Source organism: Bradyrhizobium sp. NAS80.1, from assembly GCF_001908205.1.
Lineage (GTDB): Bacteria > Pseudomonadota > Alphaproteobacteria > Rhizobiales > Xanthobacteraceae > Bradyrhizobium.
Window position 1 is genome coordinate 24,499 of the sequence record NZ_LGHL01000079.1, and the last position, 23,312, is coordinate 47,810.

Annotated in this window: 19 protein-coding genes and 1 pseudogene; 8 read left to right on the forward strand and 12 right to left on the reverse strand. The window is 58.4% G+C overall.

Annotated elements, in window-relative coordinates:
• Nucleotides 1-2: 2 nt before the first annotated feature.
• Complete coding sequence (locus AC629_RS45420) at nucleotides 3-215, reverse strand: hypothetical protein (RefSeq protein WP_143199261.1); 213 nt, start codon at nucleotides 213-215, stop codon at nucleotides 3-5.
• Between the two features lie 422 nt (nucleotides 216-637).
• On the opposite strand from AC629_RS45420, the gene AC629_RS19325 reads away from it, so the two are divergent.
• The gene (locus AC629_RS19325; RefSeq protein ID WP_084806635.1) at nucleotides 638-1,033 is read left to right on the forward strand and encodes a response regulator; all 396 of its coding nucleotides are present in this window, start codon (nucleotides 638-640) and stop codon (nucleotides 1,031-1,033) included.
• Between the two features lie 101 nt (nucleotides 1,034-1,134).
• Here AC629_RS19325 and AC629_RS46920 read toward each other — a convergent pair whose 3' ends face one another.
• Entirely contained in the window at nucleotides 1,135-1,554 is a 420-nt protein-coding gene (locus AC629_RS46920; protein ID WP_168195526.1) for a response regulator transcription factor, read from the reverse strand.
• A gap of 1,074 nt (nucleotides 1,555-2,628) precedes the next feature.
• On the opposite strand from AC629_RS46920, the gene AC629_RS19335 reads away from it, so the two are divergent.
• A complete protein-coding gene (locus tag AC629_RS19335; RefSeq protein ID WP_168195527.1) occupies nucleotides 2,629-3,570 on the forward strand; it encodes a glycosyltransferase family 2 protein in 942 nt (313 codons plus the stop codon).
• On the opposite strand, the gene AC629_RS19340 is transcribed toward AC629_RS19335, so the two are convergent.
• Both AC629_RS19340 and AC629_RS19345 read right to left on the reverse strand, forming a co-directional pair.
• Entirely contained in the window at nucleotides 3,567-4,778 is a 1,212-nt protein-coding gene (locus AC629_RS19340) for a glycosyltransferase family 2 protein (protein WP_084806618.1), read from the reverse strand. The two genes, AC629_RS19335 and AC629_RS19340, sit on opposite strands and share 4 nt — an antisense overlap.
• Before the next feature lie 8 nt (nucleotides 4,779-4,786).
• Nucleotides 4,787-6,070: a WecB/TagA/CpsF family glycosyltransferase gene (locus tag AC629_RS19345; protein ID WP_084806619.1), complete on the reverse strand. Its 1,284-nt coding sequence runs from the start codon at nucleotides 6,068-6,070 to the stop codon at nucleotides 4,787-4,789.
• Between the two features lie 569 nt (nucleotides 6,071-6,639).
• Here AC629_RS19345 and AC629_RS19350 point away from each other — a divergent pair.
• Together AC629_RS19350 and AC629_RS19355 are read left to right on the forward strand one after the other, a co-directional pair.
• Nucleotides 6,640-8,211: a tyrosine-protein kinase domain-containing protein gene (locus tag AC629_RS19350; protein WP_168195528.1), complete on the forward strand. Its 1,572-nt coding sequence runs from the start codon at nucleotides 6,640-6,642 to the stop codon at nucleotides 8,209-8,211.
• On the forward strand, nucleotides 8,208-9,485 hold the full coding sequence (locus tag AC629_RS19355) for a polysaccharide biosynthesis/export family protein (protein WP_168195529.1): 1,278 nt from the start codon (nucleotides 8,208-8,210) through the stop codon (nucleotides 9,483-9,485). The genes AC629_RS19350 and AC629_RS19355 overlap by 4 nt, the downstream gene beginning before the upstream one ends.
• Before the next feature lie 48 nt (nucleotides 9,486-9,533).
• Here the strand turns inward: AC629_RS19355 and AC629_RS19360 are convergent, their stop codons facing one another.
• The 4 genes from AC629_RS19360 to AC629_RS19375 form a co-directional block, all read right to left on the reverse strand.
• Nucleotides 9,534-10,604 (reverse strand): acyltransferase family protein, encoded by a 1,071-nt coding sequence (locus AC629_RS19360; protein WP_084806622.1) that lies wholly within the window; start codon nucleotides 10,602-10,604, stop codon nucleotides 9,534-9,536.
• Nucleotides 10,601-12,118 carry an oligosaccharide flippase family protein gene (locus AC629_RS19365; protein WP_084806623.1) on the reverse strand — a complete coding sequence of 506 codons (1,518 nt, stop codon included), beginning with the start codon at nucleotides 12,116-12,118 and terminating at the stop codon, nucleotides 10,601-10,603. The genes AC629_RS19360 and AC629_RS19365 overlap by 4 nt, the downstream gene beginning before the upstream one ends.
• Before the next feature lie 223 nt (nucleotides 12,119-12,341).
• Nucleotides 12,342-13,409: a putative sugar O-methyltransferase gene (locus tag AC629_RS19370; RefSeq protein WP_084806624.1), complete on the reverse strand. Its 1,068-nt coding sequence runs from the start codon at nucleotides 13,407-13,409 to the stop codon at nucleotides 12,342-12,344.
• A 33-nt stretch (nucleotides 13,410-13,442) separates the two neighbouring features.
• The gene (locus AC629_RS19375) at nucleotides 13,443-14,618 is read right to left on the reverse strand and encodes a polysaccharide deacetylase family protein (RefSeq protein ID WP_168195530.1); all 1,176 of its coding nucleotides are present in this window, start codon (nucleotides 14,616-14,618) and stop codon (nucleotides 13,443-13,445) included.
• A 260-nt stretch (nucleotides 14,619-14,878) separates the two neighbouring features.
• On the opposite strand from AC629_RS19375, the gene AC629_RS19380 reads away from it, so the two are divergent.
• Together AC629_RS19380 and AC629_RS19385 are read left to right on the forward strand one after the other, a co-directional pair.
• Nucleotides 14,879-15,568 (forward strand): class I SAM-dependent methyltransferase, encoded by a 690-nt coding sequence (locus tag AC629_RS19380; protein ID WP_168195531.1) that lies wholly within the window; start codon nucleotides 14,879-14,881, stop codon nucleotides 15,566-15,568.
• Nucleotides 15,569-15,640: 72 nt separating this feature from the next.
• Entirely contained in the window at nucleotides 15,641-16,882 is a 1,242-nt protein-coding gene (locus AC629_RS19385; RefSeq protein WP_245331919.1) for a glycosyltransferase family 4 protein, read from the forward strand.
• Between the two features lie 26 nt (nucleotides 16,883-16,908).
• Here AC629_RS19385 and AC629_RS19390 read toward each other — a convergent pair whose 3' ends face one another.
• From AC629_RS19390 to AC629_RS19400, 3 genes are read right to left on the reverse strand one after another with little or no spacing between them, the layout of a single operon-like run.
• Nucleotides 16,909-18,354, reverse strand: coding sequence for a hypothetical protein (locus AC629_RS19390; protein ID WP_143199262.1), 1,446 nt, complete (start codon nucleotides 18,352-18,354; stop codon nucleotides 16,909-16,911).
• A 20-nt stretch (nucleotides 18,355-18,374) separates the two neighbouring features.
• The gene (locus tag AC629_RS19395) at nucleotides 18,375-19,130 is read right to left on the reverse strand and encodes a glycosyltransferase family 25 protein (RefSeq protein WP_168195532.1); all 756 of its coding nucleotides are present in this window, start codon (nucleotides 19,128-19,130) and stop codon (nucleotides 18,375-18,377) included.
• 17 nt (nucleotides 19,131-19,147) lie between these two features.
• Nucleotides 19,148-20,482 carry an O-antigen ligase family protein gene (locus AC629_RS19400; RefSeq protein WP_084806630.1) on the reverse strand — a complete coding sequence of 445 codons (1,335 nt, stop codon included), beginning with the start codon at nucleotides 20,480-20,482 and terminating at the stop codon, nucleotides 19,148-19,150.
• 428 nt (nucleotides 20,483-20,910) lie between these two features.
• On the opposite strand from AC629_RS19400, the gene AC629_RS19410 reads away from it, so the two are divergent.
• Together AC629_RS19410 and AC629_RS46925 are read left to right on the forward strand one after the other, a co-directional pair.
• Complete coding sequence (locus tag AC629_RS19410; protein ID WP_084806632.1) at nucleotides 20,911-21,738, forward strand: exopolysaccharide biosynthesis polyprenyl glycosylphosphotransferase; 828 nt, start codon at nucleotides 20,911-20,913, stop codon at nucleotides 21,736-21,738.
• 379 nt (nucleotides 21,739-22,117) lie between these two features.
• Nucleotides 22,118-22,279, forward strand: coding sequence for a hypothetical protein (locus AC629_RS46925; RefSeq protein WP_168195533.1), 162 nt, complete (start codon nucleotides 22,118-22,120; stop codon nucleotides 22,277-22,279).
• Nucleotides 22,280-22,438: 159 nt separating this feature from the next.
• On the opposite strand, the pseudogene AC629_RS19415 reads toward AC629_RS46925, so the two are convergent.
• A pseudogene (locus AC629_RS19415) lies at nucleotides 22,439-22,950 on the reverse strand (LysR substrate-binding domain-containing protein); the annotation flags it as partial.
• Between the last annotated feature and the right edge of the window lie 362 nt (nucleotides 22,951-23,312).

Consider the following 23,312-nt stretch of genomic DNA (forward strand, 5'->3'; position numbering starts at 1 on the left):
CATCACGCCGTTGTGCGCGGCAATTGATCGCGGTGCGCAACGAACTGCGTTTGCGTGCAGAGGAATGTTTCCAGCAGTGCGCGGGCCAAAGCTGTGTCATGCCCATGGCGTTCAAGGACTTCGATGAGCTGTTCTTGATCGGAAACGTTCTGCTCGCCGCGCAACAGGTGATGCTCGGCCTGTTCGAGATGTTGGAGTTGTCGGGACCGATCCATCTTGGTCTCCCCGCAATAGGCAAGAGCGAGATCGGATCTCTCTAGGCTGCCTCTTTAGGCCAGTTCTGATCGTCCTCTTCCGGGCGTGGATCGTGGGAAGCGCGACCTAGAAACGTATCCGGGACGGATTCTCCAAGGATTTGGCGACGACAGCGCGCACGCGTTCGTTCTGCCCTATGATCTCAGGCGTCAAGTCGCGAACGCGATAGATATCAACCGGCATGGCCGCGCTCCCTCGTTCTGCAGGCGAGAGCGCAATTTGTCGCTCAGTCACCGACGCCTACGGGCGGCCTCAGCCGGTGATGCAGAATTATACCGCTTCCGCAGGAAGTTAGCCGGGAACATGGAACCGAGTTCGGGAACGCTTTCGTTGATCGGCGTTTGTCTCACGAGGAGCCAGAACGACACGAAAGGTGGAACAGATGGTCCACCACAGCGAGCCTTCCTTGAAGGACTGCCGAGTTCTAATCGTCGAGGACGAGTACCTTATCGGAGACGACTTGGCGAACGCTCTGCGGGAGCTCGGCGCTCATGTGATCGGGCCGGTCACTGAACTCGTCGACGCGATGTCGTCTATCGAGCACGATGTTTTCGATGTCGCCGTGCTCGATATCAACCTGCGCGGATGCTCTGCCTTTCCGGTCGCGGACGAACTTATGCGCGACGGAAAGCCCTTCATTTTCACGACTGGCTATGGTGTCGAGAACATCCCCGACCGCTTCCAGCATGTGCGGCGATGGGACAAACCTTACGATCTCGAGAAAGTCACGGCTAACGTTGCCGAGTTGTGTCGCCGAGTGCCGCGTCTCGCGGCGTAGGCACGCCGGCTGAGCTCCGACCGATCCGGGGCATCAATGACGATACCCTCGAAGTCCGACTGGCGTTGGTCGCAGACCCAGCCGAAATCTTTTGGATCGAATCACACGGCGGACGCACCGTTGCTCCCGATCGATCCGTTCAATTCCTGCGCACCATGCAAATCTTCAGCGATTCCTTCTGTGCCCGATGACACGTTCAGCCGATGATTCATTGCCCAGATCGCGGCTTGAGTGCGGTTCGTCACACTGATCTTGCGAAAAATTGCCTTGACGTGCGCTTTGACGGTGGGCTCGGCGATTTTGAAATGTAGCGCTACATGCTTGTTGGAGTCGCCTCTGACAATCCGATCAAGAATAGCCACTTCGCGCGCCGACAGCTGCTTTAAGAGGTGTGAGTCTATTGGATCGCCCTGTGTGACATTTGTAGGTGTCGACCCCTGATGCAGTTCAGTCCCGTTTGACCAGAGCCGCGCGTCTATCACTCTGAGCTGCTCGTTCGTGACCGCGTGCAGCGAACTCACGAGAGCTCTTGACGTGATTGAACTGAAGAGCGCTGCGTTTGCGCCCTCATCCAACGCCCTTTTCAGAAACTGCGAGCATGTCTCATCAGCCACTGCTGTAATAAACGAGAGCGGGCAATTAGTTCTGATTCTTCTGCAGATGAGGTCCCGGTTCGGCCCAACGCGGACGATTATCAAAAACGGTCCATCGCAGGGCAGTGTGCCGAGATCCTCGAGTTCAATTCCGCAACTCTGCGGACGGAAACAGGTTTTGGATAGGATGAGGCGGAGGCCCTCTCGGAATAATCCATCATCCTCCAGGATGAACGTTGGTACTACCGGCTCATTTGACATAACTCGCCTCAAATGGATGTAGAACCTTTGTCAGTCACTCCTTCGGAAGAAGGTGCTTTGAGTACAGTGCATTATCAGCGATTGCCATTTTTTCCCGGAAGCGTTCATTACACCCGATCGGAATAGCTGTGGACATGTCAAATGTTAAAAATGCCAATTTGCCGAAACACAAGTTATTACAAAGGCCGAACACCGCATCGCATTTGACAGCAATGCGAACGAGCTAGTCCTGATGGATTAGCTAGAGCAACCGTAGAAGTCACGGTGATGAAACATTGTTTCGAACGGGAAGGGAAGCTTACGTTCTTAGCGCCATTGTCGATCCTTCTGCCGACAACAACAATGGTTGCCAATGAACCGCCGAGGAAACACGGGCGGTGACTATTGGTTCCTGCTATCCGCCCCCATTTGCGAGTCGAGCTAGCTCCGCATGCATCTTCATCGTGAACTTCACTCATTGAGTTTCGCGGAGGTTGCGCGAGCGACGTAAACTGTAAACTGGCGCTGAACTTGACAAGCTGACTTGACCTGCTTGCAGCCCAAATAGCGATCAACCAAATTCTCGGCGGATGTGTGCAGGCGAGAGGGTTAGTCCGCCATCGCTGGACAATCTCAATTGGTCAATTGCGCTGGGTGAACTCAGACGCATAATGGCAGGCGTCAGTTGTTTGCAATCGTGCAGCGCCTGTGACCCAGCGCATTCGTCTGCTGCAAATCGCGCCCTTAGGGAGATCCGATGACGTGGCGAACCCTGTCGTTTCCGTCGTAGTTCCGCTCTACAACAAAGCGCATTGTATCCTGAAGACGCTTTCTTCGGTGGCAAGTCAGGAGCAGACTGATTTCGAGTTGATCGTTGTCGATGACGGATCAACGGACGGGAGCGCTGAGCTTGTGAAAGCGGCTGGCGTCTGCGGCCTGCGCCTCATCCGGCAGAACAATGCCGGAGTATCGGCGGCCAGGAATCGTGGAATTGCGGTCGCGCAGGGGAAATGGATCGCATTCCTGGATGCGGACGATCTGTGGTCGCCGGACCATCTGGATGGGCTGTTGCAGCCGTTGAAGGCGACTGCAGCAATTGCCGCATTCAGCAATCTGCGGCTGGAAAGCCGCGCCGACCAACCCTTGATTGATGCAGCGGTTCGGCCGCAGATGGTGGATGACTATTTTTCATTCGCACTGCGCAACAGCAACTATCCTGCAAGTTCGAGCTCGATCATGGTTCGCAGGGACGAATTGCTCCAGGCAGGGCTCTTCGCTGAAGGGATCACGACCGGCGAGGATATCGACATGTGGTGCCGGTTGGCGTGCCGAGGGCCATTCTTCTACAATGCGAGACTGTCGGCAACTTATGCCGACGCATGTTCATCGAGCAACCGTCCTGTCGTTCCACTCTTTGCGCAACGCCTTCCCTGGCTCATGCGAGATGGCAGGGTCCCGCCGGTATTGGTCGAGAGTGCCGACCGCTATGCAAATTTCCTGATGCTGGAGTATGCGCGCCAGCTGCTCGATCACGGACGAAATGCCGAGGCGCGTGCCGTCCTTCTCAATGCTTGCGTCGCGCGCTACGATACCCGCCGCTTCCTTAAGCGTTTGACGAGGACTTCGTCTTTCGGGCGAATGCTTTTCCGGCTGAGCCGGGCCGACTCGGCTCGGTGGAAGGTCGTCAGTTCGGCACGAGATTAGTGCGGAAGTCGAGGTCGTCCAATCCGCTCTGCCCTGATCCATGGCATTCTTTGTCCCCGGGCCAATTTCATGATCGGCCTCATCACCATGATGATGTGCCGTGGTAGTTGCTTGACTTCATTCAGGCCGATCAGGTCGCGCCCGCAGAGATGCCAGGCTGTTGCAAGCGAGAACAGGAATAAGCAGCTGGCGAGTGCGGCAACGGCGACCGGGACAATGCTGCCCGCCAGGACCATATGGGCGAGGCAGGAGCTCAACAGAAGCATGTTGGCCAGCGCAAGCATGCCGAGCGGGGGAATGGCAATGTCAGCCGCGAGCGCGAGCAGACCTATGTCGCGTCGTTGCAATCCCTGATAGATGAGGCGAGGCAAGTGGCTGATGATCAGGCCGAGGTGTCCTTGCACCCATCGTTCCTTTTGTTGACTTTGACCACGTTGATTGTCGGGGAAATAGCTGGTCACGCGCGCCGCGCGGAAAAATCGAGGCGGGCGTTCAGCAAGAGCAAGTTCGAGACCAAAGAGCATGTCTTCGGCCAGGTGGCCCGTCGCGAATAGATCCGGCCGGACGAGCCGCCATGGCATTGCCATTCCCGTTCCGAGCAGATGGCAGGGAAGGCCGAGGCGGGCATAACCTGTCGGGCGGAGATCGTTCTTGATGCGCCACGCGAACTCGGCCAAGCGCGAACGTGGGGAGGCGGGAACACGGGGATTTGCGACCATAAGATCAAGCCCTTGCACCGGTCCCTTTGCGGCGTAGCACGCGCGGGCCAGCAATTCGATCCCGCCCGGGCTGGTCTGGCAATCCGCGTCTATGAACAGGACGATTTCAGGGGGCATTGTGGCAATGTGGCGAAGACCGGCGGCAAGAGCAAAGCCCTTACCGGGCCGATCGCGGTCATTTCTTACAACAACCTCCGCACCCGCTTGCGTCGCCAGCAGGGCGGTCCTGTCGGCACAGTTATCTGCAATGACCAAAAGCCGGTCGTTCGGCGTGAGCTCCTCCTTGATACGATACACGGTCGCCTGGATATCCATCTCTTCGTCGTGGGCCGGAATCAATACCGAAATCGAAGGGCGATGTGATGAGATGGCGAAGGGGCGATCGCGGAGGAAAAGGGCCCCGCATGTCTGCATCACGAGGGCCAGCGTCGCGAGAACGAGACCGACGGCGGCGAGTTCCAGGATTGTGGCGAGTATCCCGGAGAACAAGACAGACCTCAGTGTCGGTGGAAATGAAGCCAACCGGTACCGTCAGTGTTCAACCTTCGCCTCCAAAATTGGTGTGCAGCATGCAGGCCCGCGAACCACGGGCGCGGTCCGATCGATCGCCCTGCGGAAGCTTCCCGCCTACTCATAAGCAAAAAGCCGCAGCCATGATGCCGCAGCGCCTTCCTGACCTTCGGGTTGGTTGCGCAAAGAACGAAGCTGCGATGCACCCGCCGCTGGTAACCGTAGGCGAGAAGTATCTGGCCGAGGAAGGCGGCGTCGAGGAACGTGACGCCATCGAGATCTACGGTGATGTTGCTTTTATTGTGCGTGGCGGCCGTCAGCGCAGCCCGCAACGGCGCGAGATTGTCCTTAGTCCACGCACCCGAACATGCCAGAAGGTCCTCAGAGCCCCGATGCGAATGTTGCAGGCGTGCCGCCGATAGCTGTGCCGGCGACGGCTGATGAAGCGCCCGCGCCATCATGCACGGCAAAATCTCGCGAATGAGCACGGAGAGCAGGGTGGCGAGATCGAGCGCGTATCGAACATAGAGCTTCGGCTCTTCCTTGATACGCCATAGCCATTCGAGCCCGTAGCGTCGAAAATGAGAAGGTGCGCGCCGTACTGTTCCTGCGACGAAGTTGATCGTAGCTCCCAGATTGCAAATGATCGGCGCCGAGAGCAGATGCTCATTGTGACTAAGCCACAACAGCCCCTTCCGCGCGCCGACAGATACCACCAGGAGGTCGGGGTCAGTCTTGTTGATGGAGTCGAGGATGGCAGGGGTGCTCATCGACTCAACGGAGCCAAAGCCCGGCGCGCATAGCCCGGCGCACTGCAAACCAGATCGGATATCGCCGAGATGTTCCTGTACACGCCGCCCGACTTCGTCAGTCGCGCCGAAGAAGAAGGCGCTGACACTTCTACTCGTTTGATGCATCAGGGTATCAAACAGGTCGCATCCACAAACCCGATTTCGGACCGGTATACCAAGCGCTCGCGCCAGACAGACGAGCGGCAATCCATCGAAGATGGAGAGATCATTGGCAAGCACCGCATCTCTAAACTCGGGATCGGCGCGGATGAGTCGCAAGAAGTCCGCATTCGGCGTGACGATGCTGCAACGCTGCGAACCGTCGATGCTTGCCATTGTCAACTGCCGCGCTTCGTCAAGCGTCACGACGTCACACAGCAGACCCTGGATGCAAACAGCAGGTCGTGAGAAATTGGGAACCACCGGCTTCAGCGAGCGTCGAAGAACAGTGCTCGGATGTGCCTGCATAGAAAGTGACATCGTCCCTCTCCATCTTAACCTTGGCCATCGATCAAATCGCGAGAGGTGACGTGCGGGACCAAGCAAACGTCTTTCGAGCACCGCTACGCGCGAATTGGATGTGGAGTGTATTCAGCGTGGACTGACGAAAGCCATCCTCTTGCGGGATGGACGAGCCCTCGCATGCTGAGTAGTTCGAAACGGTTTTGTGGATAGCTCTCGCTGGGTCCGAACCGGTGTACTTGATCGGGCGCCCGGGCACTCAATCGCATTTCTAGTGTGAGATCTTCAGGAGCGATTTTGGTCAGCACCTCACCTCGCGGGGAGGATCCAGACGGACTAGTTACTCTGGAGTGATTGCAGCTACGTTGTAGCTTTCGGCATGATCGCTACTGTCGCATCCGTTGCGAGGACGGAATTTCCTTGCGAGACTCGGGCTCGAGCGCCAGTGAATAAAGGTCTCGGGACCCCGTAATGCGCGCGGAACGCGGGGACTGGTCGCAATGCTTGATATGGCGAATAGACGGCGCCCGTCCGTCACGCTTCCTGCAGATGACCCATCCACGCCATCGGAGGCGTGGCGCGATGGCATGGGCCTGAGCACATTCCTGATGAAGGTGCGGCAGCGCAAGCGGATGATCCGTCGCTCGATGCTCATTGCCGCGGCCGTGGGATCATTGGTGGGGCTCGGCTACAGCCTCGTCAGGAGCCAAGCCTTCAGCGCTTCTTCCGAACTACTCATTTCGAACACGACATTGCAGTTGTCCGGCCCGGATGCCGTGGTGACGCAGATCCTGGTCGAAAATTCGCTGATCCAGAGCGCAATCGAAATATTGAGATCAAACAGCGTGCTTGACCGGGTCATCGACCGAGTTGGACTCGACGTCATCGAGCGCATTCTCCCGAAAGGCTTCTCAGAACGTGTGCTGGGCAGGATGGGTCTTGATCCCACTGACCGGCCCTTGTCGAACTCGATGCAAGCGTCCGGACAGGAGAGGGCGGATGCGGACAGAAGGCGCTCGGCGATACGAAACCTCAGGTCGAACACGCTGATTGCACGCGTTGGCGCAAGCCAGATCATTTCGATTCGTAGCAGAGCGCTCGCAGCCGGAGATGCTGCCCAGCTAACCAATGAGATCGCCAGCGCATTCGTTGAGGTTCAGAACGACACGAATGCGGTTGTCACCACAAGTGCCGCTCTGCGAGAGCGAATCAAGGTGCTGGGTCCGACGGCCCGGATTATCAGCGAAGCGTTTCCGCCCCCCTCCAGGGATGGACTGGGGGAGCCGTTGATACTTATCCTTGGAGCCGGCGCCGGCGGGATGCTGGGACTGGGCGCAGGACTGGCCATCACCTTCCTGAATCGACGCTTGCGGAGCTCGAGCCAACTCGTCGCGCTCACGTCAGCCGAGTGCTTCGGATATGTGCCGCAAGTGGTGAGGACGAAGAGCAACACTGGCAGCGATGTCAAAAAAGCCTGGACGTTGCAAAACATAGTGCTCCGGCGCGCGCGCTCGGCGGTCCTTGAACAGTCTGAAAGGCCCCCCCGATTTGTCGGCGTAACATCCTGTCAAGACGGAGAGGGAAAGACGACGGTTGCTGCGGAATTCGCGAAGCTGATCTCTCGCGACGGGCAGCGGGTCCTCTTTGTCGACGCCTCCCGATGTTGCCCGCACATCCCCGGACCTCAAGACCGTTCGGAAGCGGCAGGTCTTCAGGAATTGCTTCGAGGAGAAGTTGCTGCGAGCGAGGTTATCCGGGCACAGGTCGGCTCCAATCTCGATTTCATGCCGTCAGGCAGAGCGCTCACCAGCCCCGATTTGCTGTGGGGCAATCTCGTCAGCGCTATCACTGGCGAGCGCGACCAGTCGTACGAATGGATCATCCTCGACTTGCCTTCCCTTGTATCCGCGGTGGAAGTTCGCTCGGCGGGACAGATTCTTGACGATCTGCTGATCGTCGTGGAATGGGGCCGCACATCGGAAGGCCAGATGGAGCGAGGGCTGGAGGCGTTGGGGTCCATGCGGCACAAGGTCAGAGGCGCCGTGATCAACAAGACTCCCTGGAGTTCGCTCGATGCCGAAACGTTGGCCCAGACGCGATCGTTCGTTCCCGTTCGACAGGAACCGGGCCACATAACTCGGAAGGGCGAGCCATTATGATGAAACGAAGATGGACTGAGGTTGCCTTCGCTGTCGGTACCGCGCTGCTGCTCAGCACGGCCGCGGTTGACGCGGAGGATTACAGGCTCGGCATCTCAGACCGGCTTAAGGTGAAGGTGCAGGAATGGCCGGACCTGAATGGCGAGTATGCCGTCACTCCGGACGGAGTTGTGTCATTGCCTCTGATAGGCAATATCAGCGTGACTGGCCTGCGCCTGAATGATTTGACGGAGGAAATCTCCAATCGGCTCGCGCGACGTTCTGAAGGCGCGGAGCGACCGCTCGCCGCGGCCGAGATCGTTCAGTATCGCCCGTTTTCCATTGTCGGAGACGTCCAGCGACCAGGAGAGTACCCGTATCGACCAGGACTCACGGTCCTGCAGGCAATTTCAATCGCTGGCGGATACTATCGAGCCGAACTCGGTCTTTTCCGGCTCGATCGCGATGTCGCAATCGCAAGGGGCGAGATCCGGACTCTGTCCATGAAGCAGACCCGACTTATAGCGCGCGCAGCGCGTCTAACGGCCCAGCTTGCCGCGCGCAAGGACATTCCCCTGCCGTCGGAATTCAACGACCAGAAGGATAATTCCGTCATTCTGGCCATTATGGAAAGTGAGCAGGCTACGCTCGCTCTGGCAAACGAAACCGCGAATTCAGAGAAGGTGGCGCTCGACGAAATCAAGTCGCTGTATCAGCGCGAGATTGCTTCGTTGCGGGGGCAAATCGACGCCCTTTCGCAAGAGGACGCCACCATTCAGCAGCAGCTGAAGGATATGCGCTCACTCTCGGCTCGGGGCCTCGCCCTCATGCCGACCCTGTTCAACCTGGAACGAGCGGCCGCACAAATCGCGAATGAGCAGATGAACATGAAAACGGCGATCGTGAGAGCTGAGGAAAATACCACACTTGCCGAACAACGGCTCCGAGAACGCGACCTCGAGAGGGACCGGTCGAACACGCGCGATCTGCAACAGACGAAGGAAGAACTCGCCGAGGTTCGGGCACGCCTCAAGACGGCGGTAGACCTCCTAGCCGAGGCAGAGATCAGCGCGCCGGCGGAAGCGCGCGAGCGCCTGGCCGGTCAAGCTCAACGGCCCGACGTCACGCTGGTTCGGAGAGACGGTGATACAACACGCGAATTTGTGGCGGACGAAACGACCCTTGTCCTGCCCAATGATGTAGTCAAGATTCCGAGGATCCCCCTCAAGGGGTACGATTCCAGGAACTCGACCAATCTGTCGCGGGCTGACAATCCAGAAGAACAAATAAGATAACGCACGGGCCTAAGGCGCCGCTGGCCAAGAGCAACCGCGAGATCCGAGTCAAGTCCCCACGACATTTTGAGCACGTCCAACCGCGCGGCCGCTCTTCATACGCATGGAGCGAACCCAGCCTCGTGTCCTCTGTATCCAGAAGCGCTCCCAATAGAAGGTGGACAGGTGAGCTACGATCAAGGTGAAGGCAATCCCTAGCGGCCTCTTGAGGAGATATCGCTCCCAGATGGTCCCTGCGTTCCACCATCCATTGGCTGTCAGCGGATGAATGATGTAAAGGGCATACGAGGTCGCTGCAAGGTAGCGAAGCACTCGGCTGCCAAGCAGCGCGACCAGTCGATTCGATGGCTGGGAGATCGTTGCCCAGAGCAAAAGGGCTGCTGCATACGGGCGAAAGTATTGCAGCCAAGCGCTATCCGGGTGCGACGTCAGCGCCCAGACGCCGGCCGCCACTATCCAAATGAAACAGGCGATGGTGGGATGGCGGAAATGACTGACGGGCAAGGTGGCAACGCAGGCGCCTGCGAGAATTTCGTCCATGCGAAGGTGAGTTGGTATATCTATGTAGACGCCGCCGGCAATGCGTATGACGGTGATCGCAGCACAGAGTGGCCACACGAGCAAGAGAGTCCGTCGGCCTCCAAGTACGACGAGTAGTGTCACGAGTATATAGAAATGAACCTCGACGCACAGCGACCAGAGATGCGCCGTCACCGGCAGCATTTGATCTTCCCTGTAATTGACGATGAACCCAAGATGGAAGAGTAGTGCTCTTCCGCTCAATCCAAAAATGAAGAAGACCAACAGGATGTACAGATATGAAAGCGGGAGGATCCGGGCGAGCCGTTTTACGACAAATTCCAGGGTTGCGGTGGACCGTAGCGTGCTGACGATCAGATAGCCTGAAAGAGTGAAGAACAGGCTCATTCCCATGGGCCCAGCCGTAGAGTTCAGGTGAAGAGCTTTGGGGCCCAACGGAAGCAGGTGAGTGGCCAGTACGAGTAGGATGCTGATTGCGCGTAGCCCGTCGAGCGCTGGGCTGTGCGCTCGCCGTTCACCTTCACGCGCGTCCAGCCCCTGTGGCTCCATGTCATCGAACGGCGGCGCTGGTTGTTTCATATGATCGGAGCTCTACGCCGACGTACATGTTCATCGGCTTCTTTGGCTGCAACCGAGAATCGAGAAGGAGAAAGACGCAATGTGGGCGAAAGTTTCTCGAGCACGGCGCTGATGTGAAACGACAGTTCATGTCGAAGAATGATAGCCGCGGCCATCCAGACTAGGGCGGAGAGCGCGCCCGACGCGACGAATCCAATCATGATCGCGACGGGCTGGTCTGGCATCAGGACCCGCATTGCCATCGAACCGGGAATGACGACCAGAGCAAGCCCGAGGCTTCGGCGCCAGGCCTGGAACAGCCCATTGGGCGCGGCGCCCGTTGCGGATATGACGGCCCCAAAATAGCAGATGGCTGAAAAGGCACCGCTTGCAACGAGGCTCCAGACGGCTGCGCTGGTGCTGAACATCAGACCGATCGCAAGTGCGGCGGCCGTAAAGGCGAAGCTCGCGAACTCGCAGGCGAACAGAGCTCGCTCACGCCGCTTCACGATCAAGACATCGTAGTGGGCGGCGACCGTCAACGTAAGTGCGTGAGCGATCGCGATCGGCACCATCATTGTGCCCGTGACGCTCCACGCCTTGCCGTAGATCGAGGTGACGAGCGGCTCGGCCCATATCGCCAGCACAGCGTAGGCCGGCCAGGCTAGTCCGGTAATGATCTCAATGAAGCGCCGGTACATCGGGGCAACACTGGCGCCCGTCGCTTCGAGTTGCCCAAAACTCGGAAGCAGGGGCCGCCCGATGCCGAACACAAGACTATTGCGAATAAACGAAACCAAATTCTGTGCACGGGAAAACAGGGCGACATCGGCGGGGCCCGAGATCCGGCCAATCATCAGTTCCGGTGCCGACGAAGATGTGCTGGCGACCACGATCATCGCCGAGGTCCAGCCCCCAAAGGCGAGCAGGCGCCGCGTGCCAGCCAGAGTTGGCCGCAGCCGTAACGTCTCTGGTTCATAGGCAATGGTCATCATTGCTGTAACGATAGCCCCTGCGAAATAGCCCCAAGCCAAGGCCACGGCTCCGTAGCCGCGGGCAGCGATGACGATTGAAGCCAGGCTCTGCGCCACGGCCGCTCCAAGACCGATCGCCAGTAGCGAATCGAATCGCATGCCGCGCGTCAGGCGAACAGTTCCGGGGAAGGCAACGGCAGGCGCCAACTGAGCAAACGCGACTATTCGCAAGGCTGAACCTAGGACCGGGTCGTCATAGAACTGCGAAAGAGCAAAGCTCAGGCCGATGCATCCGATACTAACACACCCGGTAATCGCGAGGCTCAAGCCGTATCCCGCTCTCAAGAGCCCAGTGTCGAGTTCTGGCGCGCTGATCACGTAGGATCCGACGGCAGTATCCTTCAGCGCAATGAATATGTTCGCGGCCGCGATTGCCACCGCGTATGAACCGACCTGCGTCGGTGTAAGCAGATGTGCAATGACGACCCCGGTTGCAAAGAGCACGAGTAGCGTGGCGTTCTGCTGCAGCGCCGAGATCAGCATCGCATTGCGCAGGCGCATGAACGGGTCTTCCGCGTGTGTCCGGCGATGGTCGGAGCGTAAGCAAGACTGGCGGGCCGAGTAAAATAGCTATCCGGACTAGTTCTTAATCTCAGCGAAGCAGTCGCGGATCTGATGATTGACGCAGAGCGAATGGCGGAAGGCGGATGCGATGATCGCCGTTTCGTTTCAAACGGTTGAGGCGACATGTCCGGGACATGACGCCTCTTCCCAAGCCTAACCCTTAGCGTTCTATATTTGGAGGTGCGCGGGGAGATAGTGAGAACAACGCAATGAGCGACGGATCTATGCCATAGCGTTGCAGTATGCCGTCAGGGTATCGCGGTTCCCGGATGACGGCGATATACCCATGGCGCTCAAAAATCAGCTCCATGTCCTCGCCCCGGTTTGTGAGGCAACGTTGGCTCGCGGCATCGACATGGTTAGGAATGACCAAAAGCTGCTTCACCTTGTTTGCTGCGAGACGCTCCACCCACCAATCAATGGCCACCAAGCTGCATTCCGAAAAGCTATGGATATTGATTGCGAGATCAATCGGAGTGCTGGCAATAAACGTTTCAAACTCATCGAGTGGTATGATGGAGACTCGTTCCGCGACGCGAAACTTCAAATAGAACTCCGAAACAAAGGTGGATTCGGCAATCGCATCGGTGGCATATATGTTGACGGTGTCCTGCGTAACGAGAGACAGTCGGTGCGGTAGCCGACCATATCCAGCACCGATATCAAGAATGTTGGTGCGCGTGTTGGCGAGAGGTAGATGCGTACGGACAAAATCGATCTCTCGTACTGAATCCAGCAGATCTCGGGAAACGTTCCGGCCATCGATTCTGAAGACATGGGCGCCGAACAAGCCGTCCTCATCGAGTAGAGTTAGTAGGTCGTCGGCACCACTTGCCTTAAGGGCGTAGTAGCTCGCAGCGTAAGCGAGCTCGTTAAAGCGGGTTCCTCGAGGTTCCTGCCAAACAAACGCATTGTCTCTTCGGAAGTACGCGATATCCGCGGCGGCTAGGATGCCATCTTCCCAGATCGCTGGCGTCGTGACCCGTGCGTCACACTTTCCGTATCGTTCCTTAAGTTCTATCAGGCGGGGATTGTCGGGCCGCAGATAAGCCTCTGCCGATGGCGGCAAGTTCGTCGTCTGGCATGATCCACCGGGCTGATGTAACTGCCAAGGATAAAGATCTCGCTCTCTAATGAGTCGTATTCCAAGCGTCTCGCCGGCCGCATCGTTCACTTTCCTCAGAATGTGTCTGATCATAACGGCACCACGGAACGGCGACGTGCGCATCCATGCTCCCGCTCCGTCACAGGAGGACGGAGCTTACGGCACATTGCATCGCGCGGCCATATTAGCGAATCTACTGCGTCGTGCTGGGCGAACAAATCGTAAGGCGACGCCAGACTGTCGCTGCGGGGCGATGAATAGCGAAGCCGCCAGCACCTCGGGCAGGAAGTCGCCGGTTGGAGCGATCCGCCGACCGTCCACATCGAGGCGTCCTACGAGCGGACTGACCAGGAAACCGTTCTTCAGCCTCGAAAGTACGGCGTCGCCGGTAAAGACGAGCTCGTAGCCGGCGGCCAGCGCCCGATCGACAATGCCAGGTGTGTATGCCCCGTGGGGAACGGACAGCGCATCAACTGAACTCTGGCCATGGGCCATCACGATGTCGTTCAAAACAGCGCGCGGGTGGCTCAGCTCAGTGGCTACATCCGAAGAGGAGGTCAGGGCGGTGTGCGTCTTGCCGTGCGCTCCTATGGATACCCCGGAAGCAACGAGGTGTGCCAGATCATCTCTGGTAAGCATTTGTCTCGGCCACGTAATTCGATTCAAGTCGATGTCGAGTCCGGAAAATGCTGCCTGGACCTGCTCATCATGTAGCTCTGGCCCGCGTCGCACGATGTCCCAAATCAGCTTTGGATCGTCGGGATCGTGCTCTCCTCGGCCGAGAAGGAGCGCATGCAATTGGGCAAGCTCGCACGGACGAACGCGTCCCGCCATGAACGCCCAAAGCAGATCTTCGGTCCAGAGCCGCTCTTGCCGACCAATGACGTCGGAACTCACGAAGACGGTCGCGAAGACCCCGTGCTTCCGCAGCAAGGGGAGGGCATAGTCGAGATTGTCCGCAAAGCCGTCGTCGAACGTGATGAGCAGGCACCGAGGTGGCAGAGGACGCGCCCCTGCGACCGAAGCCTTGACGTCATCAAGCGTGACGATCGTGTAATGGCTTCTGAAGAACGTCAGGCATTGGTCGAAGATATCGTCAGCGAGGGTCCACGGGGATAGAGCTGTTTCCCAGCGGGGGTCGTTGTGCCGCAGCACACGATGAAAGGTTACGACAGTCAAAGCCTGACGGTTGCGGAGCCTGTGATATAGCGTTAGCGCACCACTCCGATAGAGCAGGTTGCGGGCGAGGGCGCGGAAGAAGCCAATTGCGGGCGATCGCCTCCAACCGGTACCCGGGGAGGTTGCACCTGCTGCTCTTGCAGTCGAATCCAAATGAGTGATCCCAGGTCGGGCTGTCCGCCGATCAAGTCCGCCATAGTCGGCGAGGGGCGCAGTGGGTCAATGACCGATCCGGACTAGTCCGGAATCCCGGCCGCTAGGGGCGTGCATCCGCTGTGCACTAGCGAACCGAATGCTAGTGTTCGATGCGATGTGAATACTAGCGCGTGGCAACCTCGCAACAACCGCTGGGACTGATGACTCGCGCGACACGGATGCGGGAGCGTCCGTGCCAAGCGACCTCGGGATATCTCATGAAGATGTTTCACCCGCCTCAGGCGATCCTGCAGATGGTGCCGACGCGGCTGCGCGAAGGCGTTCGCGATCTGGTGGACACGGCCTTTGCGAACGAGCGATCGGGCCGCCTCAGGATCCGTGCGTCCAGGGAGATTCTCGATCATGAATATGCATGTGGCCGCTGGGATTATCTCAGCCGTCCTGAGGAAATGACGCGCTACGCTGTGATCGTCGGGTATTGCAGGTGCGGCGGCAACGTTTCCAGCGTCCTCGATCTCGGCTGCGGATCCGGTGTCCTGCGTCGTTGGCTGCATCCACTGCCGATCGATTATGTTGGCGTTGATCTGTCTGATCGTGCGATCGAGACTGCGAGGCAGGAGTGGACAGACGCTTCCACGAGATTTGTGGCGACGGACCTCGCAACCTATGTGCCGGATCGGAAATTCGACCTGATCGTCTTCAACGAGGTCCTCTATTACTTCGAGCAGCCGGATCAGATATTGATGCACTTTTCGACTTTCCTTGAACAGAACGGAAGGTTTGTCATTTCCCTGTGGGAGTCAGCGGAGTCCCGGCGTGCCTGGCAACGCTCGCGCGATAGCGTGCAGGTCCTCGATGAGGTGAAACTTCAGCATGGTTCGGGAGTTTCCTGGCAGGTTCGGCTATCTCGACCAGCCATCCGGCAGCATGAGTACTTGCTTGATTGAGGGGGACATATGCATCAAGGACGATTGCAGGAGCCGCTCGCTGCAGCCGCAAAGAGGGCGAGCGTCCTCTACTTGGTCAATCAATATCCCGCCGTCACACACACGTTCATCAAACGAGAAATCCTTGCGCTGGAGCGTTTGGATGTTCAAATCATCCGTGTCGCAGCCAAGTCCGGTAAGGCGTTGGTCGATCCGGGCGATATCGAAGAGGAACGACGCACATTCTACCTGCTGCGTCGTCCGCTCGGTCTGATCCAAGCTGCGGGGTTAATGCTCATCCTGCGTCCCCGCAGCCTCATCAGGTCTCTGGTCATGAGCCTGCGAATGATGCGCCGGAGCGATCGTGGTCCAATCTTGCATGTTCTGTACCTGCTCGAGGCATGCCGCGTTGCCTCGCTCGTGCGCGCGACGGGCGCGGCGCACATTCATGCCCACTTTGGGACGAACCCTGCCGAAGTAGCCATGCTTGCCGCGGAGCTTTCTGGGGCGACGTACAGTTTTACGGTTCATGGCTACGATGAATATGACAAGCCCGAGTTCCTTGGGCTCCGGGTTAAGATTCGCCGGGCCGCGTTTGTTGCTGCAGTGAGCCACTACGGGCGTTCTCAGCTGTACCGCTGGTGCGACGGTGCCGATCGCGGCAAGATCAAGCTGATACGCTGCGGCATAGAACAACAGTTTCACCACGCAGCGGGGAACGACGAAACTCCCTGCGAAGCAGCACGGTTCGTTTGCGTTGGACGACTGTGCCGCGAGAAGGGGCAGGACATCCTGATCAAGGCTGCAGCGCTCATGGCGGCTGCGGGGCACAAATTCGAAATAATCTTGGTCGGAGATGGCGAGATGCGAGCAGAGCTTGAGGGCCTGATCGCGACGTTCCGGCTTTCCGAGATCGTGCGCCTGCGCGGCTGGATGAGCAGCGAGGACGTTCGCCGGGAGATGATCTATGCGCGAGCACTGGTTGTTGCGAGCTTGGCGGAGAACCTCCCGGTCGTCATTATGGAGGCGATGACACTGCGGCGTACGGTGGTAGCCACCCAAATCGCCGGCATTCCCGAGTTGGTCGTCCCAGACCAAACCGGTTGGTTGGTCCCTGCCGGTTCGATCGAGGCCCTGGCAACTGCCATGACAGAGTGTCTCCTGGCGTCGCGCGAAAAGCTGTCGGCAATGGGACGGCGTGGCCGCGAACGGGTACTTGCGCTGCACAATATCGAGAGCGAAGCCGCGGCGCTGGCCGATCTTTTTGCCACGAAGGCATGCCCAAAGCAGACCGCGCTTCAAAGCTCGCCGCCTCTGTCAACTGCAGTCCAATAGATTACCCCGTAAATCTCCAGAAGCAGCTATGCAGCCTGCAGTTCGAGTCGAATGCCGGATGGAGGTCCCGGGGGCGCGCGGACAAAGACCTTGGTCATTGACGCGCGCGCCGGCCAGGTGAGGTCAGCTGTTTCCCCTACCTTCAAGTCCCACACTGAAGCCAGAACGGTTGTGCCGTCGCGCGCCCGGACGTCAAGCCCACCTGTTGCTTGATTGAACCCCACAGCCTTCACGCGATAGCGTTGGCCAGGCTTGGGGTTGATGTACCAGCAACCCTGTGTCCATTGAAACCAGGGATCGTGACTCGCGTCGTCTCTTAGATGAAGTGTCTGGTTGTATGCGATAGGGCTCCGGGTCTCAGGAAACAAGAACAAGTTGGAGATCGTTTCGAAGCCGCTCTCCGACTCTTCCGGGCCTTCTTGTTTTGCCCAAGGCCCGCGCATGGAAAGAAGGTTCATTCGTTCCCACGGAAGCGGAGTAAAGGCTACGCCTTCCGAGTCCAACCAACTCGACGTGGATATCACCGGCCTGAGATGATCGCGAATTCGGTCGAGATCCGCTGCCCAGGATGACCGCCAAAGGTTGTTTCGATCGACAGCCTGAGACCATTGGCCGCCGATCTCGCCCGCAAACGAAAAGGTCCGGAAGGCGGTATCGGTCAGCCGCGCGCCGTAAACCTTCAATGTCCTGGCGATAACTTGGGCATTTGGCAAACTCAGCGCCTCGGAATCAAAGTCGGGAGGCAGCATGAAGAGCGTGCCCATCGGAAAGGAGCCTGAATATTCGCTTGCGCCCGTCGTGTCTTGCAAAGTTGCGGGATAGAGAGGCCCCGACTTCAAGGCGTTCGTGTGGGCTGCAACGGCTAGCGCGTGAGGCACGATAGCACTGCCAATCTCGTGCGCTCGTAAAATGCCGCTGGTGGAAGGAGTTCCAGACGCACGTGGTCCGTCCGGACGAGCCGGCGATCCCCATCCGGTACCGCTCACAGACGACGCGGTGTATTTGCCGGCCTTCCAAACTCTCTCAGTAGGGTCGAAACTCAGTTGGAAGAAAGAATGGATGAAACCGGTACTCTCGTCCAGGATTTCGCAATGGCCGTCCAGGCCGGTTGCTGGCACGACGTTGTCCGGGAAATGTGGAACGATGACTGGCCTGTTCCGCAGCTCGTCGGCCACCCAGATTCCTTCGGCCGCATCTTTTCCCTGAACCGTCATGGGGCCGTCCGAGGCGGTGGCGCGAAACAGTTTCGCAGCGTACTTGTCCTGCTCCAGCCACGCCACGTTGTCTTTTCGCGGGATCGTCGCCCTGCCAAGCACAGGATCAACGGGGCGTGCATTCCAGAGCGACTGTGAATTGAAGAGGCGCTCGAAGGTGCCGGTGGAACCAGTTGTGCTTGCCAGCAACCGAGGCTGCATGGTCAGCAAGCCTGTCAAGGTCACCAGAAACTCACGACGCGAGGTGGTCAATTTCATGGGCCCACCGCTGCACTGTTTCAGCTTGCGCTTCTCTTTAGATATCGTTTCAGTCGGCGAGCAGGCACAACCAGGAGGTTCGCGACAGGCATTCGGTCAAAGACCGATGGCTGGGCTATATCCGTTCGGGATGGACGCTGGTAACCCAATTTCGGCCACGCGACAAAGTAGCGGAGCTCCGGAAATCTCTTTCCGAAGTTGGTATACGCGGCGTCGATGCCGCGCGATCCTCCGACAGGATCAATTGCAAGACGCGCGATTTCCTCGTGAAGGAAGGGCACCATCAGTTCGATCGCCTTGCGATGAAAAGCTACGAAATGCGCACCGCGTATCCAGCATCCGGGACAAATCCGTTGGATTGGTCCTGCTTGGCATTCGTCACGTTCAAGGTCTTCATGGCCGCCGAAGAACATATCCCAGTCCTGCTCGCCCAGCGCATCTAGAGCACGCACGAGGGCAACTTCAATGCTTCCTACGAAGTCGCAATCGTCCTCAAGTATTAGTACATTTTCGAATCGCTTCTGCAGCGCCTCTTCGAGTACGGCCAAATGACTATGAAAGCAGCCTCTCGCGCCGACCGTCGGAAAGGGGTGCGGGTTATCGAAGGTCGAAGCATTGTGGAACTTTATCCTGCGGCCATCGATGGTCAGGCCGAGCCGAGCGAATTCAGAGGTCGTGTCGCGGCGACGATCTTCCCGAGCCGCCAGATTGACTATTCTTGTTGCGTCAAACGTATTCAGCAGTGAACGACCCGCTGTGGTCGGCTCAAATTCCATCGCGGGCATCTCCATTGTCAAACCCCTGGCGGAGACGCTAACCGATTTGGTCTCGACACGACGCGCGGTTGCGAGAGGGAGCGCGAGGCAGAAACGAGCTCACCCGAAGCGCATGCGGTGCCAACCGTGAACCAGAAGAACCATTGGAATTGCAAATAGCCGAAGAGATTGTCGTAGTAGAGGACGATCATGTATCCGACGCACAGCATCAACATGACGAAAGACCCGGCGAAGTCCTTATTGAACGCGGTGATCAGTCTGAGGACGATTGCCCCCATCAAGAACGCGAACGCGATGAGGCCCGCCAGCCCCATTTCGAAGTAGATCTGTAGAAAGCCGTTGTGGAGACCGAGCCCCTCTTGCACATCGGGGCTTCCGGCCTCCGCATCCAGAAGCGAAAAAAAGAGTGGCACGTAAGACTGGAACGAGTTTAGCCCATACCCGAGCAGACCCGGCGGATTGTCTCGCAGCCATTCGAGTGTGTCTCGCCATAGCAATTCGCGCCATGCCAGGGAGTTGAGCTGCTCGATGCCAACAGCAACTGTTCCAGACTCGAGATCCGATAGCCGTTCACTGGTGCCGGGAATGACAACGGCGAGGGCGGGCAGAATCAGCATGGGAAGCAGCCAGCGCCAGTCGATTACGATCGCGTATGCGACCAGGACGATGAGCATTGCGAACCAGGCGCTTCGTGTCTTGGTGAGCAGCAGCAGGAAGAGAAGATAGCCTGCATAGGCAAACATCGCTCGTCGCGTGGAGGCGGTAAGCGCGATCCGCCTGGTCGAGTTCAAGAAGAGTATTAGAACTACCAAGCTGAGAAGGTAGAACGCGTAGATGTTAGGATGTGTAAATGTGCTTTGCAGTCTGTGGTCTCCCACCAGGGTGGCGGGGTCCATTGCAATTTCCAGCAGCGCGAAGGTTGACGGTACGACAGATGAGGCGATCGCCACGGTGAAACAGAGTGACATTGTCCCGCGGCTCTTTATCACAACGTGAGGGATCATAAACATGGCCGCATAGGTGATCAGCGCCAACAGGAGGCGAAGTCCACCCTCGGGATCCGGAGTGCGAAGGAGTGAGCAAGCAGCGGCCAGAAGAAAGGCGAACCAAGCGACGAAGGTGGCGGAGAAGGCAAGTGCCGGAACATAGAATATCGCGACGAGCGCCATTCCGATGACAATCGCGTTAAATGCGGCGCCCGGGCCGAGGTGGCCACCAGACGCATCCCTCACCCATTCGAACAGGCGATCGCACGATGGGCGTATCAGCATGATCGCTAGTGTCATATGCCGCACGCCCGTAACAAGGGCGATGAGCAGAAGAAGGCCTGTGAGGGCGGCGGTCAGAACCATGATCAAGCCTTTCCGAAGATCGCGCAGGATTGGCGATCGGGCCAAGGCGGGGCGCGTACGTCTGAAATAAGGGAAGCGGCGACGCCGGCGCTGATGAGCTCCTTTGCGTGAACGTTGGAAGTCGCCGAATCCAGCAAACGTTCACTGAGCGGAAATGCCTCGATCGGATGGCGACTCAGTTGATTGTCGCCTCGCAATTTGGCTGGCTTCGGTGCCCACGAGCAAACACCCGAATGTATCGGCGCGGGAGCATCGGACTTAGCACCAATGAATTGTCGTCCGGTTCATGCGCTATGTGTACGATGCGATTATCGTGCTCCTGCAGCCCGGCCGCAAAGCGTGCGCCGTCAAGGGCTAAGTGCCCTGGGAACGGGCAGGATAACTCCTCGGGAGCACGTTGGGTCGTCGGCCCTTGAGGTAATGCCAAGATGCGGTTGCTTGATCCGAATGGGCGGTCCGCTGCTGCCCGTCCACAAAACTTCACCGTTTTTGGCCCGGCGCCGGCGGGTTCTGTTCGACCGGCTCTGGTTGGGAGGCGCCGGTCCGAGGGAGCAGGCGAAGTGCCGGACATACGGCTCGGATACGGAACGGACAATGACCGCCTTGATAGAGGCGGGCGAGCCGACATCGCAGGGCGCGTCGCACGACAAGCTCCACGGCGCGACCCAAATTGTGCGAGCAAGAGAGTTTTGGACGTTGTGTTGGCCTTGACCGGAATCGTCTTTCTATTCCCGCTGTTCCTTGCTGTAGCGATAGCCGTGAGGCTCGAAACGCCGGGGCCGGTTCTGTTTCGCCAATCTCGGGGCGGTCGGAATGGCAAGTGCTTTCGAATTCTGAAGTTCCGGACGATGACCTGCATGGAGGATGGTGTCGAGGTTTGTCAGGCGCGATCGGGGGACCCGCGCATTACGCGAGTTGGAAGCGTTCTCCGGAGAACGAGCTTCGACGAGCTTCCGCAGCTCTTCAATGTAATTTGTGGCCACATGTCCCTTGTTGGACCACGGCCGCATGCACTCGTTCACGATGCGATGTATTCAGAGCTGATCACTGCCTATTCTAGTCGTCAGGTCGTGAGGCCTGGAATCACAGGCTGGGCCCAAGTGAATGGATTCAGGGGCGAGACACGCGAGATCGCTGCCATGGAGGGGCGAGTTCAGCACGACCTGGAATACATACGCCAGTGGTCCCTCTGGCTCGACATCGTCATCATCGCGAGAACTGTCGTCGAAATCCTGCGATCCAGGAATGCTTGTTGAGCTTATCAGTTCACTTAGGTTGCACCGCTCGATACCTGGCGGAGCCGTTTTGGCTTCCTCCCCGCAATCTTTTCGCCTGTTCCGTAAGACGATCTTCAAGGGACTCGTGCATACGGGGCCTAACCGCTGGGTTGGCACTAATGAACCCAATACGCCGAGAGCCGAACTTAAGTTCATCCGTTCGTCGAATTAGACCTCTTGGCGGAGAGACGGCCCCGGCTGGCAGGGGGCTTTGGGGATATCGCCGGGGCCGCTCCGCCGGCTCAACGGCAAGCCGGCAGGATTTAACCTTTGACGAAATTCCCTGTTCCCATTTGATGAGGACCGTTGCATATCTTTCCCGATTTGAGCTTGCGGTTTTCTCGATGAGGCCGTTGCCATGTCGAGTTACGTCGAAGATCTGCAGATGCTTCGTCTGATCAAAGCGTTTCAGCAAATAACCGACCAGGAAGCGCGGCGCATCGTCGTCCTCTCCGTGGAGGAGCAGCTGGAGAAGCAGCAGGCGAAGGCGCGGCAAAAACCTTGGCGGACGGAGCACTAGCCCGAGACTGGCGGGCGAGATGAAGGACTTGCGAGCGCACTTGGAGAAGCTTCGCATCCAGATAGCTGAGTGCTGCGTATTGCCGGACTGATCTTGCTTGCTTCCGGGATCGGAGAACAGGCCGTAGATGGCCACGAGCGCCGCGATGCTCCGAGCGGATCAGTGCCCCCTGTAGCGGAGCGCATCGACCAGTAACGAGAAAGCCGGCGAGGGCTGCCGGCGGCTTGGATAGTACAGGTGATAGCCGGAGAATGGCGGACACCTATCGGCCAGCACGCGAATGAGTCGACCTTCCGAGACGTAAGGCCGGACGTGTCCCTCGGTGAGGTAGGCTAGGCCCAAGCCCTTCACGCGCTGTCCAGGAGAAGGCCGGCACTATTGAACACTAGCTGTCCCTCGACCCGCCCGTTCTTCTCGAACTCCCACGCGTAGAGACTGCCGCCATGCGTCGGCAGGCGAAGGTTGAGGTAATTGTGGTTTGTCAGATCCTGCGGTGTTTTCGGCCGCTTGCGATCGGCGAAGTAGGAGGGCGAGCCGACGACGGCCATCCGGAGATCGGGGCTGATACGCACGGCGATCATGTCCTTGGCCACGAGCTCGCCGGGGCGGATGCCCGCATCGACCTGCTGCGCCACGATGTTGGTCAGCCCGTAGTCGATGATCACCTCGACTTGGGAGAGGCCACCGCACGGCTCCGGTCGGCACGGGGCGCTACCGTCGTGCAGTCAGTTCGGCGACCGTGCTGAGCGCTTCGCTCGTGGCCTGGTGGCTGATCGCGAACCCGACCACCATCGAAGGAGACCCGCGATGAGAACGGTCGCAGCGATCTTGTTTTTATCCTGTCTGTTCGCTGGTGCGGCCGCCGGCGAGCGCAGGTCGATCCGGCGATCAGGACAACCCACATGGGCCATGGCATCTTCGAATGCGTGCTTTTGATCGGGACCTGATCCGCGGAGGGCATTATGGCCAGCGGTCAAGTGAACCGCGCAAACAGGCCGAACACATGGCCGCTCCGACCAACGCCGCAAACTGA

What these genes read in the sequence shown, in the direction of transcription:
- AC629_RS19390 (WP_143199262.1), bottom strand. Translation starts at nt 18,354, where the DNA reads ATGAAATTGACCACCTCGCGTCGTGAGTTTCTGGTGACCTTGACAGGC.
- AC629_RS19355 (WP_168195529.1), top strand. Translation starts at nt 8,208, where the DNA reads ATGATGAAACGAAGATGGACTGAGGTTGCCTTCGCTGTCGGTACCGCG.
- AC629_RS19345 (WP_084806619.1), bottom strand. Translation starts at nt 6,070, where the DNA reads ATGTCACTTTCTATGCAGGCACATCCGAGCACTGTTCTTCGACGCTCG.
- AC629_RS19395 (WP_168195532.1), bottom strand. Translation starts at nt 19,130, where the DNA reads ATGGAATTTGAGCCGACCACAGCGGGTCGTTCACTGCTGAATACGTTT.
- AC629_RS19410 (WP_084806632.1), top strand. Translation starts at nt 20,911, where the DNA reads ATGCGGTTGCTTGATCCGAATGGGCGGTCCGCTGCTGCCCGTCCACAA.
- AC629_RS19380 (WP_168195531.1), top strand. Translation starts at nt 14,879, where the DNA reads ATGAAGATGTTTCACCCGCCTCAGGCGATCCTGCAGATGGTGCCGACG.
- AC629_RS19360 (WP_084806622.1), bottom strand. Translation starts at nt 10,604, where the DNA reads ATGAAACAACCAGCGCCGCCGTTCGATGACATGGAGCCACAGGGGCTG.
- AC629_RS19365 (WP_084806623.1), bottom strand. Translation starts at nt 12,118, where the DNA reads ATGCGCCTGCGCAATGCGATGCTGATCTCGGCGCTGCAGCAGAACGCC.
- AC629_RS45420 (WP_143199261.1), bottom strand. Translation starts at nt 215, where the DNA reads ATGGATCGGTCCCGACAACTCCAACATCTCGAACAGGCCGAGCATCAC.
- AC629_RS46925 (WP_168195533.1), top strand. Translation starts at nt 22,118, where the DNA reads ATGTCGAGTTACGTCGAAGATCTGCAGATGCTTCGTCTGATCAAAGCG.
- AC629_RS19400 (WP_084806630.1), bottom strand. Translation starts at nt 20,482, where the DNA reads ATGGTTCTGACCGCCGCCCTCACAGGCCTTCTTCTGCTCATCGCCCTT.
- AC629_RS19370 (WP_084806624.1), bottom strand. Translation starts at nt 13,409, where the DNA reads ATGCGCACGTCGCCGTTCCGTGGTGCCGTTATGATCAGACACATTCTG.
- AC629_RS19325 (WP_084806635.1), top strand. Translation starts at nt 638, where the DNA reads ATGGTCCACCACAGCGAGCCTTCCTTGAAGGACTGCCGAGTTCTAATC.
- AC629_RS19350 (WP_168195528.1), top strand. Translation starts at nt 6,640, where the DNA reads ATGGGCCTGAGCACATTCCTGATGAAGGTGCGGCAGCGCAAGCGGATG.